This is a genomic window from Sinomonas flava (genome assembly GCF_039531875.1).
Taxonomy (GTDB): Bacteria; Actinomycetota; Actinomycetes; order Actinomycetales; family Micrococcaceae; genus Sinomonas; species Sinomonas flava.
The window spans coordinates 116837-134328 of record NZ_BAAAQW010000008.1; the positions used below are offsets into that span (position 1 = coordinate 116837).

Annotated in this window: 15 protein-coding genes and 1 pseudogene; 9 read left to right on the plus strand and 7 right to left on the minus strand. The window is 71.5% G+C overall.

From position 1 onward, the window contains the following. Positions 1–5 precede the first annotated feature (5 nt). Positions 6–740: a CPBP family intramembrane glutamic endopeptidase gene (locus ABD298_RS14355; protein ID WP_344300423.1), complete on the minus strand. Its 735-nt coding sequence runs from the start codon at positions 738–740 to the stop codon at positions 6–8. A gap of 158 nt (positions 741–898) precedes the next feature. On the opposite strand from ABD298_RS14355, the gene ABD298_RS14360 reads away from it, so the two are divergent. The 6 genes from ABD298_RS14360 to ABD298_RS14385 all read left to right on the plus strand — a co-directional run bounded on the left by ABD298_RS14360 (position 899) and on the right by ABD298_RS14385 (position 6007). Further along, positions 899–2125, plus strand: a complete 1227-nt coding sequence (locus tag ABD298_RS14360) for an acetyl-CoA C-acyltransferase (protein WP_344300424.1) — start codon at positions 899–901, stop codon at positions 2123–2125. 62 nt (positions 2126–2187) lie between these two features. Beyond that, complete coding sequence (locus ABD298_RS14365; RefSeq protein WP_344300449.1) at positions 2188–2970, plus strand: enoyl-CoA hydratase/isomerase family protein; 783 nt, start codon at positions 2188–2190, stop codon at positions 2968–2970. A 2-nt stretch (positions 2971–2972) separates the two neighbouring features. Then, positions 2973–3842: a 3-hydroxyacyl-CoA dehydrogenase family protein gene (locus ABD298_RS14370; RefSeq protein ID WP_344300426.1), complete on the plus strand. Its 870-nt coding sequence runs from the start codon at positions 2973–2975 to the stop codon at positions 3840–3842. 154 nt (positions 3843–3996) lie between these two features. Further along, entirely contained in the window at positions 3997–4650 is a 654-nt protein-coding gene (locus tag ABD298_RS14375; RefSeq protein WP_344300427.1) for a hypothetical protein, read from the plus strand. A gap of 29 nt (positions 4651–4679) precedes the next feature. Next, positions 4680–5396, plus strand: coding sequence for a tyrosine-protein phosphatase (locus tag ABD298_RS14380; protein ID WP_344300428.1), 717 nt, complete (start codon positions 4680–4682; stop codon positions 5394–5396). 20 nt (positions 5397–5416) lie between these two features. Continuing rightward, positions 5417–6007: a GNAT family N-acetyltransferase gene (locus ABD298_RS14385; protein ID WP_344300429.1), complete on the plus strand. Its 591-nt coding sequence runs from the start codon at positions 5417–5419 to the stop codon at positions 6005–6007. A 64-nt stretch (positions 6008–6071) separates the two neighbouring features. On the opposite strand, the gene ABD298_RS14390 is transcribed toward ABD298_RS14385, so the two are convergent. The 3 genes from ABD298_RS14390 to ABD298_RS14400 form a co-directional block, all read right to left on the minus strand. Then, on the minus strand, positions 6072–6977 hold the full coding sequence (locus ABD298_RS14390; RefSeq protein WP_344300430.1) for an SGNH/GDSL hydrolase family protein: 906 nt from the start codon (positions 6975–6977) through the stop codon (positions 6072–6074). A 205-nt stretch (positions 6978–7182) separates the two neighbouring features. Beyond that, positions 7183–7974: an SGNH/GDSL hydrolase family protein gene (locus ABD298_RS14395; RefSeq protein ID WP_344300431.1), complete on the minus strand. Its 792-nt coding sequence runs from the start codon at positions 7972–7974 to the stop codon at positions 7183–7185. Between the two features lie 218 nt (positions 7975–8192). Continuing rightward, positions 8193–9005: an SGNH/GDSL hydrolase family protein gene (locus ABD298_RS14400; RefSeq protein WP_344300432.1), complete on the minus strand. Its 813-nt coding sequence runs from the start codon at positions 9003–9005 to the stop codon at positions 8193–8195. A gap of 255 nt (positions 9006–9260) precedes the next feature. Here ABD298_RS14400 and paaZ point away from each other — a divergent pair, with 255 nt between their 5' ends. The 3 genes from paaZ (at position 9261) to ABD298_RS14415 (ending at position 13534) form a co-directional block, all read left to right on the plus strand. Further along, complete coding sequence (gene paaZ / locus ABD298_RS14405) at positions 9261–11435, plus strand: phenylacetic acid degradation bifunctional protein PaaZ (RefSeq protein ID WP_344300433.1); 2175 nt, start codon at positions 9261–9263, stop codon at positions 11433–11435. 132 nt (positions 11436–11567) lie between these two features. After that, positions 11568–11972 carry a VOC family protein gene (locus ABD298_RS14410; RefSeq protein ID WP_344300435.1) on the plus strand — a complete coding sequence of 135 codons (405 nt, stop codon included), beginning with the start codon at positions 11568–11570 and terminating at the stop codon, positions 11970–11972. A 131-nt stretch (positions 11973–12103) separates the two neighbouring features. Next, positions 12104–13534: a CoA transferase gene (locus ABD298_RS14415; protein ID WP_344300436.1), complete on the plus strand. Its 1431-nt coding sequence runs from the start codon at positions 12104–12106 to the stop codon at positions 13532–13534. 19 nt (positions 13535–13553) lie between these two features. Here the strand turns inward: ABD298_RS14415 and ABD298_RS14420 are convergent, their stop codons facing one another. The 3 genes and pseudogenes from ABD298_RS14420 to ABD298_RS14430 all read right to left on the minus strand — a co-directional run. Further along, entirely contained in the window at positions 13554–16004 is a 2451-nt protein-coding gene (locus ABD298_RS14420; protein WP_344300437.1) for an HAD-IC family P-type ATPase, read from the minus strand. A 44-nt stretch (positions 16005–16048) separates the two neighbouring features. Then, positions 16049–17125, minus strand: coding sequence for a lactonase family protein (locus ABD298_RS14425; RefSeq protein ID WP_344300439.1), 1077 nt, complete (start codon positions 17123–17125; stop codon positions 16049–16051). Between the two features lie 114 nt (positions 17126–17239). Next, positions 17240–17392, minus strand: a pseudogene (locus tag ABD298_RS14430) (GrpB family protein); the annotation flags it as partial. Between the last annotated feature and the right edge of the window lie 100 nt (positions 17393–17492).

A 17492-nucleotide genomic window follows, 5' to 3' on the forward strand; every position in this document is an offset into this window, starting at 1 on the left:
GGGTCCTAGGGGGTCAGGGAACTGATGTCCACGGTGTACATGACGACCACGGACAGGAGGTTCTTCAGGGCGTGCAGGAAGTAGCTGAACATCAGGTTGTTGGCCGTCCACGCGTAAGCGAACACGAGGACAAGGCCTAGACCAAGGTACGGTGCGAGCGACTGGAACGTGATGTCCTCCCTTCCGGCGATGTGGAGGGCTGCGAAGAGCACCGCCGAGAGGACGTAGCAGATCCACCGGTTCAGGTAGAGGCTCAGCTTGCCGATCATCAGGTGCCGGAAGATGTACTCCTCGACGAACGGGCCGATGAGCACAAGCAGGGGAGCGGTGAGGTACCAGGGGACCTGCCGGGTCATGTCCTCGAGGCCCGTCTGGTTCACGGACTCCCGGATCCCGCCGGCGAGCATCACGACGATGACCGTCACGATGAGCATCGCGACAAGCAGCAGGGGCAGGACGCCGAGCGTGAACCACGGCCGTGTGCCGAGGATCCTCAGGTCCCGCACCACGTACTGCCGCGCAGCAACGAGGGCTGCGACGAGCACCACCGCGTAGACGCCGAGGTTGAGCAGGTACGAGCCGACCAGCGGATTGCTGCGCAGGGCCGACACCTGCTCGAGGGGGAGGATCGCCGCCGCGACCGGGAGACCGATGTAGAGCACGACGGCGAGCGCGTCCGCCGCGGTGTAGCGGCCGAAGCGCCGCGGCTTGGCTGGCTGGGTGGAGGTTGGGTGCAGCATCGTTCGGTGAACGAACGAAAGCGCGGCCTCGTTCCGGCATGCCTTGACCCGCGGCGCCGGGGGTGAGAATCTTTATAGAACGAACGGTCGGTAACTATTTGCGCGCCTCTGCGCGCTCCGGTCCGACCCGCGCGAGACCTAGGCATAAGGAAGTGCACATGGCTGAGGCCTTTCTGATCGGTGGCGCCCGCACCCCTGTTGGGCGCTACGGCGGTTCCCTCTCCTCCGTCCGTCCCGACGACCTCGCCGCGCTGACGGTGAGGGCGGCGGTGGAGCGGGCCGGGATCGATCCGGGGGCGGTGGATGAGGTGATCCTGGGCAACGCGAACGGTGCCGGGGAGGAGAACCGGAACGTGGCGCGGATGGCGTGGCTGCTGGCCGGGTACCCGGACGCGGTGCCGGGGATCACAGTCAACCGGCTGTGTGCCTCGGGCCTGTCCGCGGTCATCATGGCCTCGCACATGGTCAAGGCCGGTGCCGCTGACCTCGTGGTGGCCGGCGGGGTGGAGTCGATGTCCCGTGCCCCGTGGGTGATGGAGAAGCCGGACAAGGCCTTCGCCAAGCCCGGCGCGGTGTTCGACACCTCGATCGGCTGGCGCTTCACCAACCCGGCCTTCCTCTCGGGAGAGCTCTCCCGGGACGGCAAGGCCACCTTCTCCATGCCGGAGACGGCCGAGGAGGTCGCCCGCGTCTTCGAGACGTCCCGGGAGGACTGCGACGCGTTCGCGGTCCGCTCCCACGAGCGCTCGATCGCCGCGATCGAGGCCGGGCGCTTCGCCGAGGAGATCGTCCCCGTCACGGTCACCGGCCGCAAGGGCGCGCAGACCGTCGTGGACACAGACGAGGGCCCGCGCCCGGGAACCACGATGGACGTGCTCGCAAAGCTGCGGCCCGTGGTCAAGGGCGGCTCGGTGGTCACGGCCGGGAACGCCTCGACGCTGAACGACGGCGCCTCGGCGATCGTGGTGGCCTCCGAAGCCGCGGTCGAGCGGTTCGGCCTGACGCCCCGGGCGCGGATCCTGGACGGGGCCTCGGCCGGCATCGCCCCCGAGATCATGGGCATGGGCCCTGTCCCGGCGACCCGGAAGGTCCTCGAGCGCCAGGGCCTCTCCGTCGCCGACCTCGGCGCCGTGGAGCTGAACGAGGCCTTCGCCTCCCAGTCGCTGGCCGTGATGCGCGAGCTCAAGCTCGAGGCCGACATCGTCAACAATGACGGCGGCGCGATCGCCCTGGGCCACCCGCTCGGGTCGTCGGGCTCACGCCTCGTCGTGACGCTGCTGGGCCGGATGGACCGCGAGCTCAGCGGCGAGGGCCGCAAGCTCGGCCTCGCGACGATGTGCGTGGGCGTCGGGCAGGGCACCGCGCTGCTGATCGAGGGGGTCTGAGCGTGGCCGAGGCCCTGGACGAGTCGGTGCGCCGGGAGCCCGCGGACGAGGCCGGGCCGCGCCTGGACGCCTCCGGCTTCGCCACGCTCGTGGTGCAGGAGCGGGCGGACCGGTTGCACGCGCGGCTGCACCGCCCGGCGGTGCGCAACGCGATCGACCAGGCCATGGTGGACGAGCTCCACCAGGTCTGCGCGCACCTGGAGGCGCACCCGAAGGTCCTGATCCTCTCCGGCACCCCCGCCGGGGAGGCGCCGGGCGGGAAGGGGATCTTCGCCTCGGGGGCGGACATCGCCCAGCTCAGGGAGCGGCGCCGGGACGATGCGCTGGCCGGGATCAACTCGGGCGTGTTCGACCGGATCGCGAAGCTGCCCATGCCGGTGATCGCGGCCCTGGAGGGGTACGCCCTGGGCGGGGGGGCGGAGCTGGCCTACGCGGCGGACTTCCGCATCGGCACCGAGTCCCTGCGCGTCGGGAACCCCGAGACGGGGCTGGGGATCATGGCCGCGGCCGGGGCGACGTGGCGGCTGCGCGAGCTCGTCGGGGAGGCCCTGGCGAAGGAGATCCTGCTGGCCGGGAAGGTCCTCACCGGGGCCGAATGCCTCGCCGCCGGCCTGATCACCGAGCTCGTCGAGCCGGCGGACCTGATCCCGGCCGCGCACGCGCTGGCGGACCGCATCGCCTCCCAGGACCCGCTCGCGGTGCGGGTCTCCAAGGCCGTGTTCCACACCCCGCGGGAGGTCCACCCCCTCATCGACACCCTGGCCCAGGGCATGCTCTTCGAGTCCCAGGCCAAGTTCGACCGCATGCAGGCATTCCTGGAGAAGAAGAAGGACGGGAAGAAGTAGACATGGGAGCACTCCACCTGGCCCAGGGCATTCCGGCGAACGTCGGCGTCCTGGGCGGCGGGCGCATGGGCGCCGGCATCGCGCACGCGTTCCTCATGGCCGGGGCCCGCGTGGTCGTCGTCGAGCGTGATGAGCAGGCCGCCCAGGGCGCGCGAGAGCGTGTCGAGTCCTCGGTCGCGAAGTCCATCGAGCGCGGCGCCGTCGACGGGAACCTGGACGAGATCCTCGAATCCTTCACCACCTCCCTGGACTACTCCGACTTCGCCGGCTGTGACCTCGTCGTGGAGGCCGTGCCCGAGGACCCGGGCCTGAAGACCACGGCGCTGACCGCCGTCGAGCGCGAGCTCGCCCCGGGCGCGTTCCTGGCCACGAACACCTCCTCGCTGTCGGTGTCCAAGCTCGCCGAGCAGCTGGGCCGGCCCGAGCGGTTCCTGGGCCTGCACTTCTTCAACCCCGTCCCGGCTTCGACCCTGATCGAGGTCGTCATCGCGGAGAAGACCGGCGCCGAGGCCGAGGCCGCCGCCCGCGGCTGGGCCGCCGGGCTGGGCAAGACGGCCGTCGTCGTGCGCGACGCGCCCGGGTTCGCGTCCTCCCGCCTCGGCGTGGCGATCGCGCTCGAGGCCATGCGCATGGTCGAGGAAGGCGTCGCGTCCGCCGAGGACATCGACAACGCCATGGTCCTGGGCTACAAGCACCCCACCGGGCCGCTGCGCACGACCGACATCGTGGGCCTGGACGTCCGGCTCGGCATCGCCGAGTACCTCCACCAGACCCTCGGGGACCGCTTCGCGCCCCCGCAGATCCTCCGGGACAAGGTCGCCCGCGGCGAACTCGGCCGCAAGAGCGGCAAGGGCTTCTACGACTGGGCCTGACACCCCGCACCCACCCGCAGGGACAGGACCCCGCAAGCACCGGGACAGGACCCCGCAAGCACAGGGACAGGACCCCGCAACCCACCCGGGTTGAGGGGTCCTGTCCGTGCATGTCCCTGTGTTGAGGAGTCACGTTCTGCGGGAGGATGGTGAGGTGCTCCCTTCCGGACAGTCGCCGCGGCAGTTCTTCCTCGCGTGGCTCGGGTGGGTTGCCCTCGGCGAGTTCGCCGGCTTCCTGATCCCGACGGCTGCCGAGGCGCTCATTATCTCCGTCGGCCTCGACGACCTCCCGGGGGCTGCTCTCGTCGTCATCGCCGGCGCCGGCGAGGGAGCCGTCCTCGGCGCCGTGCAGGGGTGGCGGCTGTCCCGAGAGCTGCCGAACCTGGACCGCAGGCGGTTCGTCGTCCTGACCGCGGCCGCCGCAATGCTCGCGTGGGCCCTCGGCATGCTCCCCGTCGTCACGGCCCCAGCCTGGGCGGAGTGGCCGATGGCCGCCGTCCTGGTAGCCGCCGCCGTGCTCGGATTCGCCCTGCTCGCGAGCATCGGCACGGGCCAGTGGCTGGAGCTCCGCCGCCACACCGCCCGCGCCTGGCTCTGGATCCTCGCGACGGCGGGGGCATGGCTGGTCGGCCTCGGTGCGTTCTTCGCGATCGCTCCGCCGCTGTGGAACGAGGGGCAGCCGCTCGTCGTCGTGCTCGCGATCGGCGCCCTCGGCGCTGCGGCCATGGCCGTCTCCGTGGCAGCTGTCACCGGCTGGTCGGCGCTGCACCTCCTGCGCCGTCCCGCGGGGCCGCGCACGACGGCGTGAGCGCGCCTCGCCCGTGGAACACTGGAGCGGTGGGCGAAGTCTTCTGGGAGGGCGCGGTCAACGCGCGCCGTGTGGCGGGCAGCGTGTACCGGATGGGCCGCCGCGAATGGCTCACCGAGCGTGGCTGGCGGCAGATGCACGACGACGGCGTCCTCACCGTCGTCGACCTGCGGAACCCCGGCGAGCAGCGCCGTCGCCCGACCGACCCCGAGGTGGACGCGGAGGCCATGGCCGGTGTCGACATCGTGAGTGCTCCAACCGAGGATCCCGACCATCCCGAGCACGCCGAGCTGTACGGCGGCCAGGTTCCGCCGTACCTCAACCACCCCCGGGGGTATGAGGGGATTGTCCGGCTCTTCCCCGACAGAATCGTCGCGGTCTTCCGCGCGATCGCCCAGGCGCCGGCCGGCGTCGTGCTCCACTGCTCCGCAGGACGGGACCGGACCGGCCTCATCGTCACCATGCTGCTCCAGCTCGCCGCCGGCGCAGACGGGCGGGACGCCGTCCGGTCCGTGGCCGAGCAGTACGAGGCGAGCGTCCGCGGCATCAACGCATGGCACCGCTTCAGCCCGGTCAAGCACCCCTACGAGCGGTGGCACGACGACGCGGAACTCGCCCCGATCATCGCCGAGAGGCAGGAGGCCCTTGCGGTGTTCGCGGCCGGGCTCGACGTCGAACGGTTCCTGCTCGAGCATGGCCTCAGCGCAGAGGAGATCGAGCGGGTGCGCGGGAAGATGCGGGGGTAGCCGGGCTGTAGGCTCTCGCCATGCCCTTCACTGAACCCGTGACGCTGCGCGGCCTCCTCGTGACCCTCGAGCCGCTGTCGCGGGAGCACTGCGCCGAGCTCGAGGAGGCGGTCCGCGACGGCGAGCTGTGGAACCTCTGGTACACCTCGGTGCCTCGCCCCGAGGGCGTCGCGGCGGAGGTCGACCGCCGGCTCGCGCTCCAGGACGCCGGCAGCATGCTGCCCTTCGTCACGCGGCGCGTGACCGACGGCCGCGTCATCGGCATGACCACCTACATGAACATCGACTCCGCCAACCGCCGCGTCGAGATCGGCTCGACGTGGAACGCGGAGAGCGCCCACGGCACCGGCACCAACGCCGAGTCCAAGCTCCTCCTGCTCCGCCACGCGTTCGAGACCCTCGACTGCATCGCCGTCGAGTTCCGGACGCACTGGATGAACGCCCAGTCGAGGGCGGCCATCGAGCGCCTCGGCGCGAAGCAGGACGGGGTCCTCCGCAGCCACCAGATGATGCCCGACGGCTCGCTGCGCGACACCGTGGTCTACTCGGTCATCGCCTCCGAGTGGCCGATGGTCCGCAACGGCCTCGAACTGCGCCTCGCCCGGCGCTGACTGCCAGCGCCACGCACGACGACGACGGGGGCCGCCCGCCGTCGTCGTTCGCGGGTGAGGGGTGCTAGGGCAGCACGCGGTCGTTCACGAGCGCCTGGTAGTAGCCGTAGCGGTAGCCGGAGGCGTTGGGGTGGAAGTCCTCGTTCGGGTCGGTGGAGCCATAGTTGATCCACTGGCCGGAGAACGATCCGATCTCGTGGCCGTTGAACTCGTCGCGGACGTCCACGAAGGTGACCCCGTTCGCCGCCGCCGCGCTCTTGATCACGGAGTCGAGCGTGTCGATCGAGGCATTGAGCCGGCGCGGGAAGTCGCTGAAGAGGTAGATGCCGGTGAAGAAGTGGGGGTAGCCGGCAGCGGCGACCTTGGCCTTCGGGAACTTCGCCTTGACGGTCTTGTAGGCGGTGGTGAGCTTGGTGGTCAGGTCCGCCTGTTCGGCGGTCGTGAGCGTCAGCAGGTCGATGCAGGCCTGCGTGACGGTCCCGTTGGGGCACGCCGTCGCGACTTGGTTGGAGCCGGCGTCGATCCCGCCGACCGTGAGGGTCACGAGGCCGACCGTGCTCGGGTCGACGGTCGTGGGGAGCGCGCTGAGCTGAGCCGGGATGTCGCTGGTGCTCGCGCCGGAGCAGGCTTGGTTGGTCTTCAGGTCGACCCGGGAGTTGAGCGTGTCGGCGAAGATCGGGTAGCTCGAGGTGGTGCTCCGGTAGCAGGTGGTGTCGAGGTAGGGCCCGGCGCCCTGCCCTGCGGTGTAGGAGTCGCCGAGGGCCACGTACGCGACCGTGGTGGAGGGCGCGGGCTTGCCGCCCCCGGGCTTCGCTGCGCTCTGGACCGCGCGGGCAACGCCCGTGTCCTGGTCTCCGGGCGGGGCCGCGGACGCCGGCACGATGCCTGCTCCGGCGGCCAGGCCGACCGCTGCGGCGAGCGCGAGAAGCCCGCGGGCGATGAAGAGTGGTCTGTGGTTCGAGCGGCTCATGGCGTCCCCTTGCATGAAGTCGTAGGCCTGTCCGGGCGTCCGGCACGGTCCAACCGCACCGCCCCCTCAACGTAGGGGGCCGGTGCAAAGGGCAGCTAGGGCCGAACGGCACGCGTGCGTGCGGCGAGCCGCACAAGAACGCACGACGACGGCGGGTGCGGCCGCCGTCGTCGTGCGCTGGGCGGTGTGTCGGTGGTGGGTCGGATCAACGCGCGGGTGCGGGCACTGGCAGGCCGAGCGCGGCGCCCACCAGAGGCGCGTAGCCGAGAAGATACCCGGCATCGTTCGGATGCAGGGCGACTCCTGGATCAGTCGGGGCGTGAATCCAAGGGTCGGCGGAGGGCCAGCCGTGGCCGGAGAACTCCTGCGTGACCGAGACGAAACGCACGTCGTTTCGGCCTGCCGTCGCTTCAATCGACTGGTTGAGAACGTCGGCCCCGTTGTTGAGGGCCTGCGCTAGCTGCTGGAGGGCGGGGTTGCTGGCGAGGTTCTGGACTTCGAACAGATGCGGGTACCCGGTCAACACAATCTGGGCGTTGGGTGTCCGCGCGCGGATCGCCGCGATCACACCGTCGAGCTTGCCGGGAAGGACCGTTGCCGCTGCCGTTGTCGACTCTGCAATCATCTGGCTGCACATAGGGGAACCCTGCAGACATGCGGCAGTCGTCTGGAGTGCGAGCACGTCATTGCCGCCCACCGTCACCGAGATGAGGCCAGTGTTCGGGGGGATGGTCTTTGCCTGCTTGAGCACGTCCTCCGTCGTCGCGCTGCCGCACGCGATGTTCTTCCTGGCGCCAAGAAGGGCGGGGTAGGAATCGTAGGTGCGGCCGCAGTCGGTGGCGTCGAGAACGGGATCATCGCCGCCGACCCCGGCTGCGAACGAGTCGCCTAGCGCGTAGTACCAACCCGGCTGCGGCGGCGCCGCCGAGGCCGGAAGGGCGCCAGCCCCTGCGACGAGTCCGACGGCGGCGAACAGGGCCGTCAGGGCCCTCGCCACTGGATGTGCTGCCCGAACAGGTGTGCTCACTGATGCCTCCTTGCATGGAGCGGACGCCTGCAGGCGCAGGCCGGCCGGGTGTGACCGTGCCCCGTACGCTACGGTGCGAGGTCGCCGAGCGGGTAGGGGCCAACAGCACTGGCCCGACCATGACGGACCCCGCGCCCGAATGGACGCGGGGCCAGAGACCTGTGGGTTGCCGTCGATCGTCTGCGGCGTCAGCCGACGAACGGGCGCACGGCGGGCACGTACCCGAGCGTGTAGCCCTTCGAGTTCGGGTGGAAGGCGTCGAACCAGTTACTGCTGTCCCCTGGGGCGTGGATCCACGGATCGGCGGAACCGATGCCGTGGCCGAGGAACCGCCAGGACACGTCCGCGTAGAGGGCGCGATTCCGCAGCGCGGTCGCCGCGATCGTCGTGTTCAGGAGTGCGATCGCGCCGTTGATCTGGGCGGCGACCGGTTGCTGCGCCAGTGGAAGGCCCTGGACTGTGAACAGCAGGGGATAGCCGGTGAGCGTGATGAGAGCGCGGGGCGCCTTCGTGCGGACCGCCTGGATCGCCGTGGTCAGCCCTGTGGGGAGATCCTTGAGGGCCGCCGTCGCGCCCGCAATAGCGGTCTGGCACGCGGTCGTATCCGTCCCCATGCAGATGTTGGCGACCTGACCGGCGCCGATGTCGTTCGCACCGACGGTGATGGTCACCCGCGTCATCGATGCATTGAGGTTGCCCGACTGGGACACCACAGAGTTGTCCGTTCCGGTTGCCGTCGCCCCGAAACATGCCGCATTCGTCCCGCCGAGCTGGGTCGGGTAGGCCTGCAGCGTGCGCAGGCACGTTTGGTCGATGTAGTCAGCGCCCCCTGTGCCGGCGGCGACCGAGTCGCCGAGGCCGAAGTAGGTGGATGGCGTTGCTGCCGACGCGGGGACGGCCGAGATGCCGGCGACGAGGCCGAGGGCGGCGATGAGGGAAAGGAAGGCCCGCAGGAAGCGTGAGCGCGCGCTCGACGGCGGGGGGCTGGGGTGGGTCTGCATGGTGCGGCTCCTGGCGTGAGGCGCCCCGCCGTCGTCGTCCATCCCCCAGCTGGTGGACTTGCGCCGGAAAGGCTGACAGTCCTGACGTCCGCCATGGTAGGCCCGCTGCCGCTGGAGAAGAAGGTCCGGCGAGGAGCAGTGCGGCGGACGCCCTCGTGCGCAGAAGGGCGACCGTGTATCCTGAATCTATTACCGAACGGCCGGTCAGTAATTTGCCCGCGCCCCAGGCCCATCCACCGGAAGGATCCGTCGACGATGACCACTGCCCCGGAAGCACCCGCCAAGGACGCCGCTGCCGCCGCCGTCGTCCCGAGCTACGTCCGCGACTCGTGGTGGACGCCTGCCAGCGGCACGGACAGCACCGCTCGCGGAGCGGGCGCCGAGGTCCGCGACGCGAGCACGGGCGAGCTGCTCGCCGTCGTGAACGCCGACGGCCTCGACCTCGCCGGCATGGTCGAGTACGGCCGCACGGTGGGGCAGGCGGAGCTCGGCAAGTTCACGATCCACGAACGTGCCCTCAAGCTCAAGGAGCTCGCCCAGTTCCTCAACGGCCACCGCGAGGAGCTCTACGAGCTCTCCTACAAGACCGGCGCCACGAAGATCGACTCGATGGTGGACATCGACGGCGGCATCGGCGTGCTCTTCACCTTCGGATCGAAGGGCCGCCGCGAGCTGCCCAACACGAACGTGATCGTCGAAGGGCCTATGGAGACCCTTTCCCGGGACGGCTCCTTCGTCGGCGAGCACATCTACACGCGTATCCCTGGCGTCGCCGTGCAGATCAACGCCTTCAACTTCCCCGTCTGGGGCATGCTCGAGAAGTTTGCCCCCGCATTCGTCGCCGGCGTCCCGACCATCGTCAAGCCGGCCACCCCGACCGGATACGTCACCGAGGCGATGGTCCGCCTCATGGTCGCGTCCGGCATCCTCCCTGCCGGGTCGATCCAGCTCATCTCCGGCTCCGCCCGCTCGCTGCTGGACGAGCTGGACTACCGCGACCTGGTCTCCTTCACGGGCTCGGCCTCGACCGCCAACCTCCTCAAGTCCCACGACAACGTGGTCCACGGCGGGGTCCGGTTCACCTCCGAGACCGACTCGCTCAACGCCGCGATCCTCGGTCCGGACGCCGTCAAGGGCACCCCGGAGTTCGACGCCTTCATCAAGTCCGTGGTCACCGAGATGACGGTCAAGGCCGGCCAGAAGTGCACCGCCATCCGGCGCACCATCGTCCCGGCGGAGCTCGTGGACGACGTCGTTGCCGCCATCGGCGCTCGCGTCACCGAGCGCGTCGTCGTGGGTGACCCGCGCGCGGAAGGTGTCACCATGGGCGCCCTCGCCTCCGTGGACCAGCTCAACGACGTCCGCGACGCCGTCCAGTCCCTCGTCGACGCGGGCGGCCGGATCGCGTTCGGCTCCCTCGACGCTCCCGAGGTCGTCACGGCGAGCGGCGAGAAGGCCGTCGTGGCCGACGGAGCGTTCATGTCCCCGATCGTCCTGACCTGGGAGGACGCGCTCGCGCCGGCCCTCCACGGCACCGAGGCGTTCGGCCCGGTCTCCTCGGTGGTCGGATACTCCTCTCTCAAGGAGGCCGTCAACCTCGCCGCGATGGGCTCGGGTTCGCTCGTGGCGTCGGTGTGCACGAACGACCCCTCCACCGCGCAGTACCTCGTCACCGAGATCGCCGCCCACCACGGCCGCGTGCTCGTCCTGAACCGCGAGGACGCCAAGACGTCGACCGGGCACGGTTCCCCGGTCCCGCACCTCGTCCACGGCGGTCCCGGCCGCGCGGGCGGCGGCGAGGAGCTCGGCGGCGTCCGCTCCGTCAAGCACCACATGCAGCGCACCGCCGTCCAGGGCTCGCCGAACATGCTCACCGCCGTGACGGGCGTCTGGCACACCGGCGCGGACCGCAACCTCGCGGATCCGGCCGACCCGTCGACGCACCCGTTCCGGAAGTCCCTCGAGACCCTGCGGATCGGCGACGCGATGCGCTCCGAGCTGCGCGAGGTCAGCCTCGAGGAGATCACCAAGTTCGCCAACGAGACCGGCGACACGTTCTACGCCCACACCGACGCCGAGGCGGCCCGCGCCGCCGGCGTGTTCCCCGGGATCGTGGCGCACGGCTACCTGCTCGTGAGCTGGGCCGCGGGCCTGTTCGTCTCGCCGGAGCCCGGCCCCGTCCTGCTGAACTACGGCCTCGAGAACCTGCGGTTCCTCAAGCCGGTCCCCGCCGGGGACTCGATCCGCGTGACCCTCACCGCGAAGGAAATCACCCCGCGAGTCACCGACGAGTACGGCGAGGTCCGCTGGGACGCCGTCCTGACGAACCAGGACGACGAGCTCATCGCCAACTACGACGTGCTCACGCTCGTTGCGAAGGTGTGGCCGGGCCAGCAGGCACCCCAGCACACGGTGGGCCAGGCGCTCTGAGACTGAGGCATCGACGCTGACGGCAGGGCCGGGGCACGTCCCCGGCCCTGCCGTCGTCTTGAGGGGGGCGGGGCCAAAACCGGGCGGCGGGCTTAAAATGGGCCCGTCAGTTACCCCTCGTGGAGGTGCGCCATGAATCTGGCGAGCAGACCGGCAACAACGATCCTGACGGTGGCCGACGAGGCCCGCGCCAAGGACTTCTACGAGGGAGCGCTGGGGCTCCCCATCCGCGGGAAGGACCCGACCGGGATGATGGTCCTCGGTCTGGACGGATCCGCATCACTGGGCCTCATGGTGGACCCGAACGCGGTCCACTCCGGCCACACCGCCCTGACCTTCGAAGTCGACGACATCGAGGGCGCCATGGCGGAACTCGAAGGGCGCGGCGTGCACTTCGAGGACTACGACCTGCCTGACCTGAAGACGGACGAGCATCACATCTTCAGCACCGAGGGCGAACGCGCTTCGTGGTTCGCGGATCCTGACGGCAACATCCTCTGCCTGCACCAGGGCGGGGTGGTCGAGTACAACATGTAGCGCCGAGCATGCGCGCAGCGCTGCTTCGCGCACGACGGCGGCGGGCCGGGTACGCCACCCGACCCGCCGCCGTCGTGCGTCCTGTGGCATGCCGGATTGCCCCGCGGGCGCCTTCCGGCCACTCTGGATCCATGCACGACGACCTGCCCCCGGGGCTCCTGGACCTGCGCCGCCATCTGGCGCCCGTGGTCGATCCGCTGCCCTCGCCTGACGGCTGGTGGGACGGGCCCCGGAGGTGGTGGGGTGGCCCGCTCGACGTCGAGGGGCTCGCGCTCGGGTCCGTCGGTGCGCTAATCGCAGCCCTCGCCGCCCTGGACCGCGGCCACGGCGGCGCCCAGGGCGCACGACGCCGCGCGGCGACGAGCGCGGCCGGCGTCGCGTCCTCCTTCGACTCCATCCGCCACCTCCGCATCGACGGCCGGCCCCTGGACATCTGGGCGCCCATGTCCGGCTTCCATCCAACGGCGGACGGCTGGGTCCGCCTGCACGCGAACTACCCGCACCACGCCCAGCGGCTCCTCGCCGCGGTCGGCATCGCCTCCCCGGACCACCTCGGCGCCGCGCTGCTGGAGCAGTCCGCGCTCGACGTCGAGGCCACCGTCCGCGCCGCGGGCGGAGTCGCTGCCGCCGTCCGCACCCGGGGCGAGTGGGCGGCGTCGCCCGTGGGCCAGGCCGCGGCGGGCGAGCCGTGGATGCGCTTCTCCCTCGCCGGAGCGGACCCGGTCCGGCCCCTCCCGCAGACCGATGCCGCGGGCCTCCCGCTCGCCGGCGTCCGGGTCCTGGACCTCACGCGCGTCATCGCGGGTCCGAGCGCCACACGCCTCCTCGGTGCCCTCGGCGCAGACGTGCTGCGCGTCGACCCGCCTCAGCATCCCGAGCTGCCCGACGCGCACCTCGACACGGACTTCGCCAAGCGCAGCGCAGTGGCAGACCTCCGGGAGGCCGAGCAGCTACTCCGCGTCCGGGCGCTCGCGGGGGAGGCCGACGTCGTCTTCCTCGGCTATCGCGAGGCCGCCCTCGCGCGCTTCGGGCTGGACCCGGACGCCCTGCGTGCGGACTTCCCGCACCTCGCCGTGGTCGCCCTGAACGCGTGGGGATGGGACGGGCCGTGGGCGGACGGGCGCGGCTTCGACAGCATCGTGCAGGCCGCCTGCGGGATCGCCCACCTGTACGGGACCCCGCCGCAGGAGGGCACGCACGACGGCGCGCAGCGGCCGCCGGGGTGGCGTCCCGGGGCGCTGCCGGTCCAGGCGCTCGACCACGCGACAGGAATGGGGATGGCCGCGGCGGCCGTCGGACTGCTGGCCGCGCGTGGCCGAGGGATCGCGGGCAGCGCCCGCCTGAGCCTCATCGCGACAGCCAACGAGCTGCTCGGCGCCGCGCCGCCGGCGGTCCCGGAGACCCAGACGGACCTGTCGGTGCCCCTGAACCGCGCGGAGTCTCCCTACGGCACGCTCGACTTCGTCCCGCCGCCCCTTCTCCTCGACGGCGCACAGCTCGCCTATCCGCGGGTCCCGGTACGCTACGGCTCGTCGCCGCTGGCCTGGGGCACGGGGGCGTAGCCCTCCCGGGCGCGGGTCCTCAGCCCCGTACCGCCTTGGCGCGGCGCAGCCACCCGTCGATCCACCACGCGAGCTCCACGAGCACGATCCCCACTCCCGCGCATGCCAGCGCCGACCAGGTGTGCTGCCAGTTGCTCGGGTCCAGCTCGAAGACGGTCCGCGTGAACGGCAGGGCGAACATCGCGAACGAGGCCGCCATCATCACCGCGACGAGGCCAACCTTCCACCACGCGTACGGCCGCGCGACGATCGCGAGGACCCACAGGGCGATGGCGATCAGGGTGATGAGGGCAGATGTGCTGGCCTGGACCTGGGTGGTGCCGCCGGCGAGCACGGATGGCCGCACCATGAGGTACGAGGTGTAGCAGGCCACGGCGATCACGACGCCGGCCGGGATGGCCATGCGCATGACCCGGCCCACGAATCCAGGGCGGGCGCGGTCGTGGTTGGGGGCGAGCGAGAGGATGAAGGCCGGCACCCCGATCGTGAACCAGCCGGTGATGGTCACGTGGCGCGGCAGGAACGGATAGGGGAGCGCCTCGAGCCCGATGAGCCCCGGGATGCCCACCATGATGGCGAGGAGCACCGAGTACACGGTCTTGGTCAGGAACAGGTTCGCGACCCGCTCGATGTTCCCGATGACCCGCCGCCCCTCGCCGACCACGTGGGGGAGCGTCGCGAAGCGGTTGTCGAGGAGGACGATCTGCGCGACCGCCCGCGCGGCCGGGCTCCCCGCGCCCATCGCGACCCCGATGTCCGCGTCCTTGAGCGCGAGGACATCATTGACGCCGTCGCCCGTCATCGCCACGGTGTGGCCGCGGGACTGGAGGGCCCGGACCATGCCGCGCTTCTGTGCCGGGCTCACCCGGCCGAACACAGTCCGCTCCTCGAGCGCCTTGGCCAGCCGCTCGTCGTCGTCCGGGAGGCGGCGTGCGTCCACGGGCGAGTCGGCGCCGGGCAGGTCGAGCTGGGCCGCCACCGCGCCCACCGACGCCGCGTTGTCGCCCGAGATGACCTTGACCGTGACCTTCTGCGCGGCGAAGTAGTCGAGGGTGGGCCGGACGTCCTCGCGCACCTTCTGCTCGAGGACCACGAGCGCGGCAGGCTCGAGGCGGGGCACGACGTCGGCGGGCCGGGTTGCCGCGGCAGGATCGGCGGATCGCGGCTCGCCAGCGCCCGGGGATGCCGCGGCGGGGGGCGAGTCGGCCCGGGCCAGCAGCAGGACCCGCAGGCCGCCCGCCCCCACCTCTTCGGCCGCATGGCGGGCCCCGGCGCTCTCGGGCAGCAGGATGTCCGGCGCGCCCAGCAGCCACGTGCCGTGGTCGGCGAAGCGCACGCCCCCGTACTTCCGGGCCGAGGAGAACGGGAGCGTCTCCTCGGCCGTCCATCCGGGGGAGTCGGGGAACGCGTCGCGGATGGCCTGCATGCTCGCGTTCGGCCGCTTGTCCGCGGCGGCCAGCGCCGCGAGCGCGAGGCGAGCGTCGCCGTCGTGCGCGAGCTGCCGCACGTCGGCGAGCTCCATCGCGTTCTCGGTCAGGGTTCCCGTCTTGTCCGCGCAGACGACGTCCACGCGGGCCAGCCCCTCGATCGCGGGGAGCTCGTTGACGAGGCAGTTGCGCCGGCCGAGCCGCACGACGCCGACCGCGAAGGCGATCGTCGTCATGAGGATGAGGCCCTCCGGGACCATCGGGACGAGGGCCGCGACCATGCCGCGCAGCGCGTCCGGAAGGTCCTCCCGGCCCGTGAGCTGGTTGTAGACCGACAGGATGCCCGCGGGGATGAGCAGCCAGGTGATGACCTTGAGGATCGTGTTGATGCCGTTGCGCAGCTCCGAGTTCACGAGCGTGAACTTGCTCGCCTCCGCCTCAAGCTGCGCCGCGTATGCCTCGCGGCCCACCTTCGTGGCCCGGTACAATCCCGTCCCCGAGGACACGTAGGAGCCGGACAGGACGGGGCTCCCCGGGCCCTTCGGGATGGGGTCCGCCTCGCCCGTGAGGAGGGACTCGTCGAGTTCGAGCCCGTCGGCGGCGACGACCTCGCCGTCGACCACGGCCTGGTCGCCGGGGCCGAGCTCGATCACGTCGTCGAGCACGATCTCGTGGGGCGGGATCTGGGCGGTGCGGCCATCGCGCCGCACGTGCGGGTGTGCCTGGCCCACGATGGCCAGCCGGTCCAGGGTGCGCTTGGCGCGGAGCTCCTGGACGATGCCCACGATCGAGTTGGCGACGATGAGGCCGGCGAACATGCCGTCGAGGATGTGCCCGGTGGAGAAGATGATCACCGCGAGCACGGCGAAGATCGCGTTGATGCGCGTGAAGACGTTTGAGCGGACGATCTCCCACGTGCTGCGGCTCGCGCGCGGGGGCACGTCGTTCGTGGCGCCGTCGGCGACCCGCCGGGCGACCTCGACGGCGCTGAGGCCGGATTCGCCCCCGGCCGTCGTCGTCCCGACGCCTGCTTCAGAGCCCACACGACAACCTTAGTGCCGCCGCGCGCGGGTGCGTCAGCCCCGGCTCAGCCCTGCGGTGCCCAGACCTCGATCCACAGCGGGTTGCCGGCCGTCGCGGCGCGCGAGACAGCGGTGAGGCCGCCGTCGTCGCCGATCCGGTAGGCGGTGAGGTGGTCGGAGCGCTCGCCGCAGGCGAGGAGGAAGCGACCGGAGGGGTCGACGGCGATTCCGCGCGGCTGCGTCTCCGTCGGGGTGTGGCCGAGGAACGCGAGCTGGCCGTCGCCGTCCACGGTGAACCGCGCGATGGTGCTCGTGGAGCGCTCCGTCGCGAAGAGGAACCGGCCGTCCGGGGTGAGGCGGAGGTCCGCGCACCACACGACGTCGGGGCCGGGGTCCGGGTTGCCCGTGGAGCGGATGGAGCCGGGGCCCAGGCCCAGGCCCTCGACCGCGGAGATGCGCTGCAGGAGCGTGAGCGCGCCGGTGGCGGCGTCGCGCGCGTAGACGGTCACGTCGCCCGAGAGCTCGTGCAGGGCGTAGGCGCGGTCGGCCGCCGCGTTGAAGCGGAGGTGCCGCGGCCCCGATCCCGGCTCCTCGGCGACGTGCCCGTCGGGACGCACGACGCCGGGGCGGCCCCCGCCTGCCGAGCCGCCGCCGGGTGCGGCGTCCAGTGCGAACCACGAGATGCGGTCCTCGCCGAGGGACGCCGCGTAGACGAAGCGGCCGTCCGGGCTGGGGACGGCGGAGTGGGTGTTGCGCCCTGACTGGTACTCGACCGCGTCCCCGGGGTGCCCCGGCACCGGGTACGCCACCATGAGGCCCTCGTGGTAGGACGCGCTGAAGATCCTCTCTCCCTCGGGTGCGAGCGAGATGAAGCACGTGCTCGCCGGGACCTCTCGGGCGGAGCGGGGTGTGGCGGCGCCCGTCGCGGGGTCGAGGGCGAGGGCGACCGTGCGCCGTGGATCGGCGTTGAGTCCCGCGTAGAGGGCCCCGGTGGGGCCGGTCGGGTCGAGGGCGAGGGCCGAGACGCGGGGGAGGCCTTCGGCGCGGGACAGGTGCGCGAGCGCACCTGTCTCCTGGTCGAAAGACAGGGTGTCGACGGCGCCTCCGGTCTGGCAGGCCACGAAGACGTAGGTTGTGGGCATTGCTACTCCTCAGCGTCGTCGAGCCAGCCGGCCGCGCGGAACATCCGCTCGTAGATCCGGCGGATGGTGGGCTCCTTGTGTCGGTTGTAGTCCATGACGAGCTGCTCGCCTGAGGTCGACGTCGATCACGGGCTTCGCGGGCCGGCCGGGCACCGAGGTGGACCCGACGTGCTCGATGACGAGGGCCCGGTTGCCGAGCGCGGCGCGGATCCCGGCGGCGCGCCAGTCCCGGACCGCCGCACCGGCGGAGGCGCTGGGGGATTCCATGCGCCCACGCTAGCAGCGGCCTCGTCCTGGCGGCCGGTCTTCAGAGGCCGAGGGTGGTGAGGATGGGGAGGTGGTTGCGGGTGGTGTCGCGGGCGTGTTG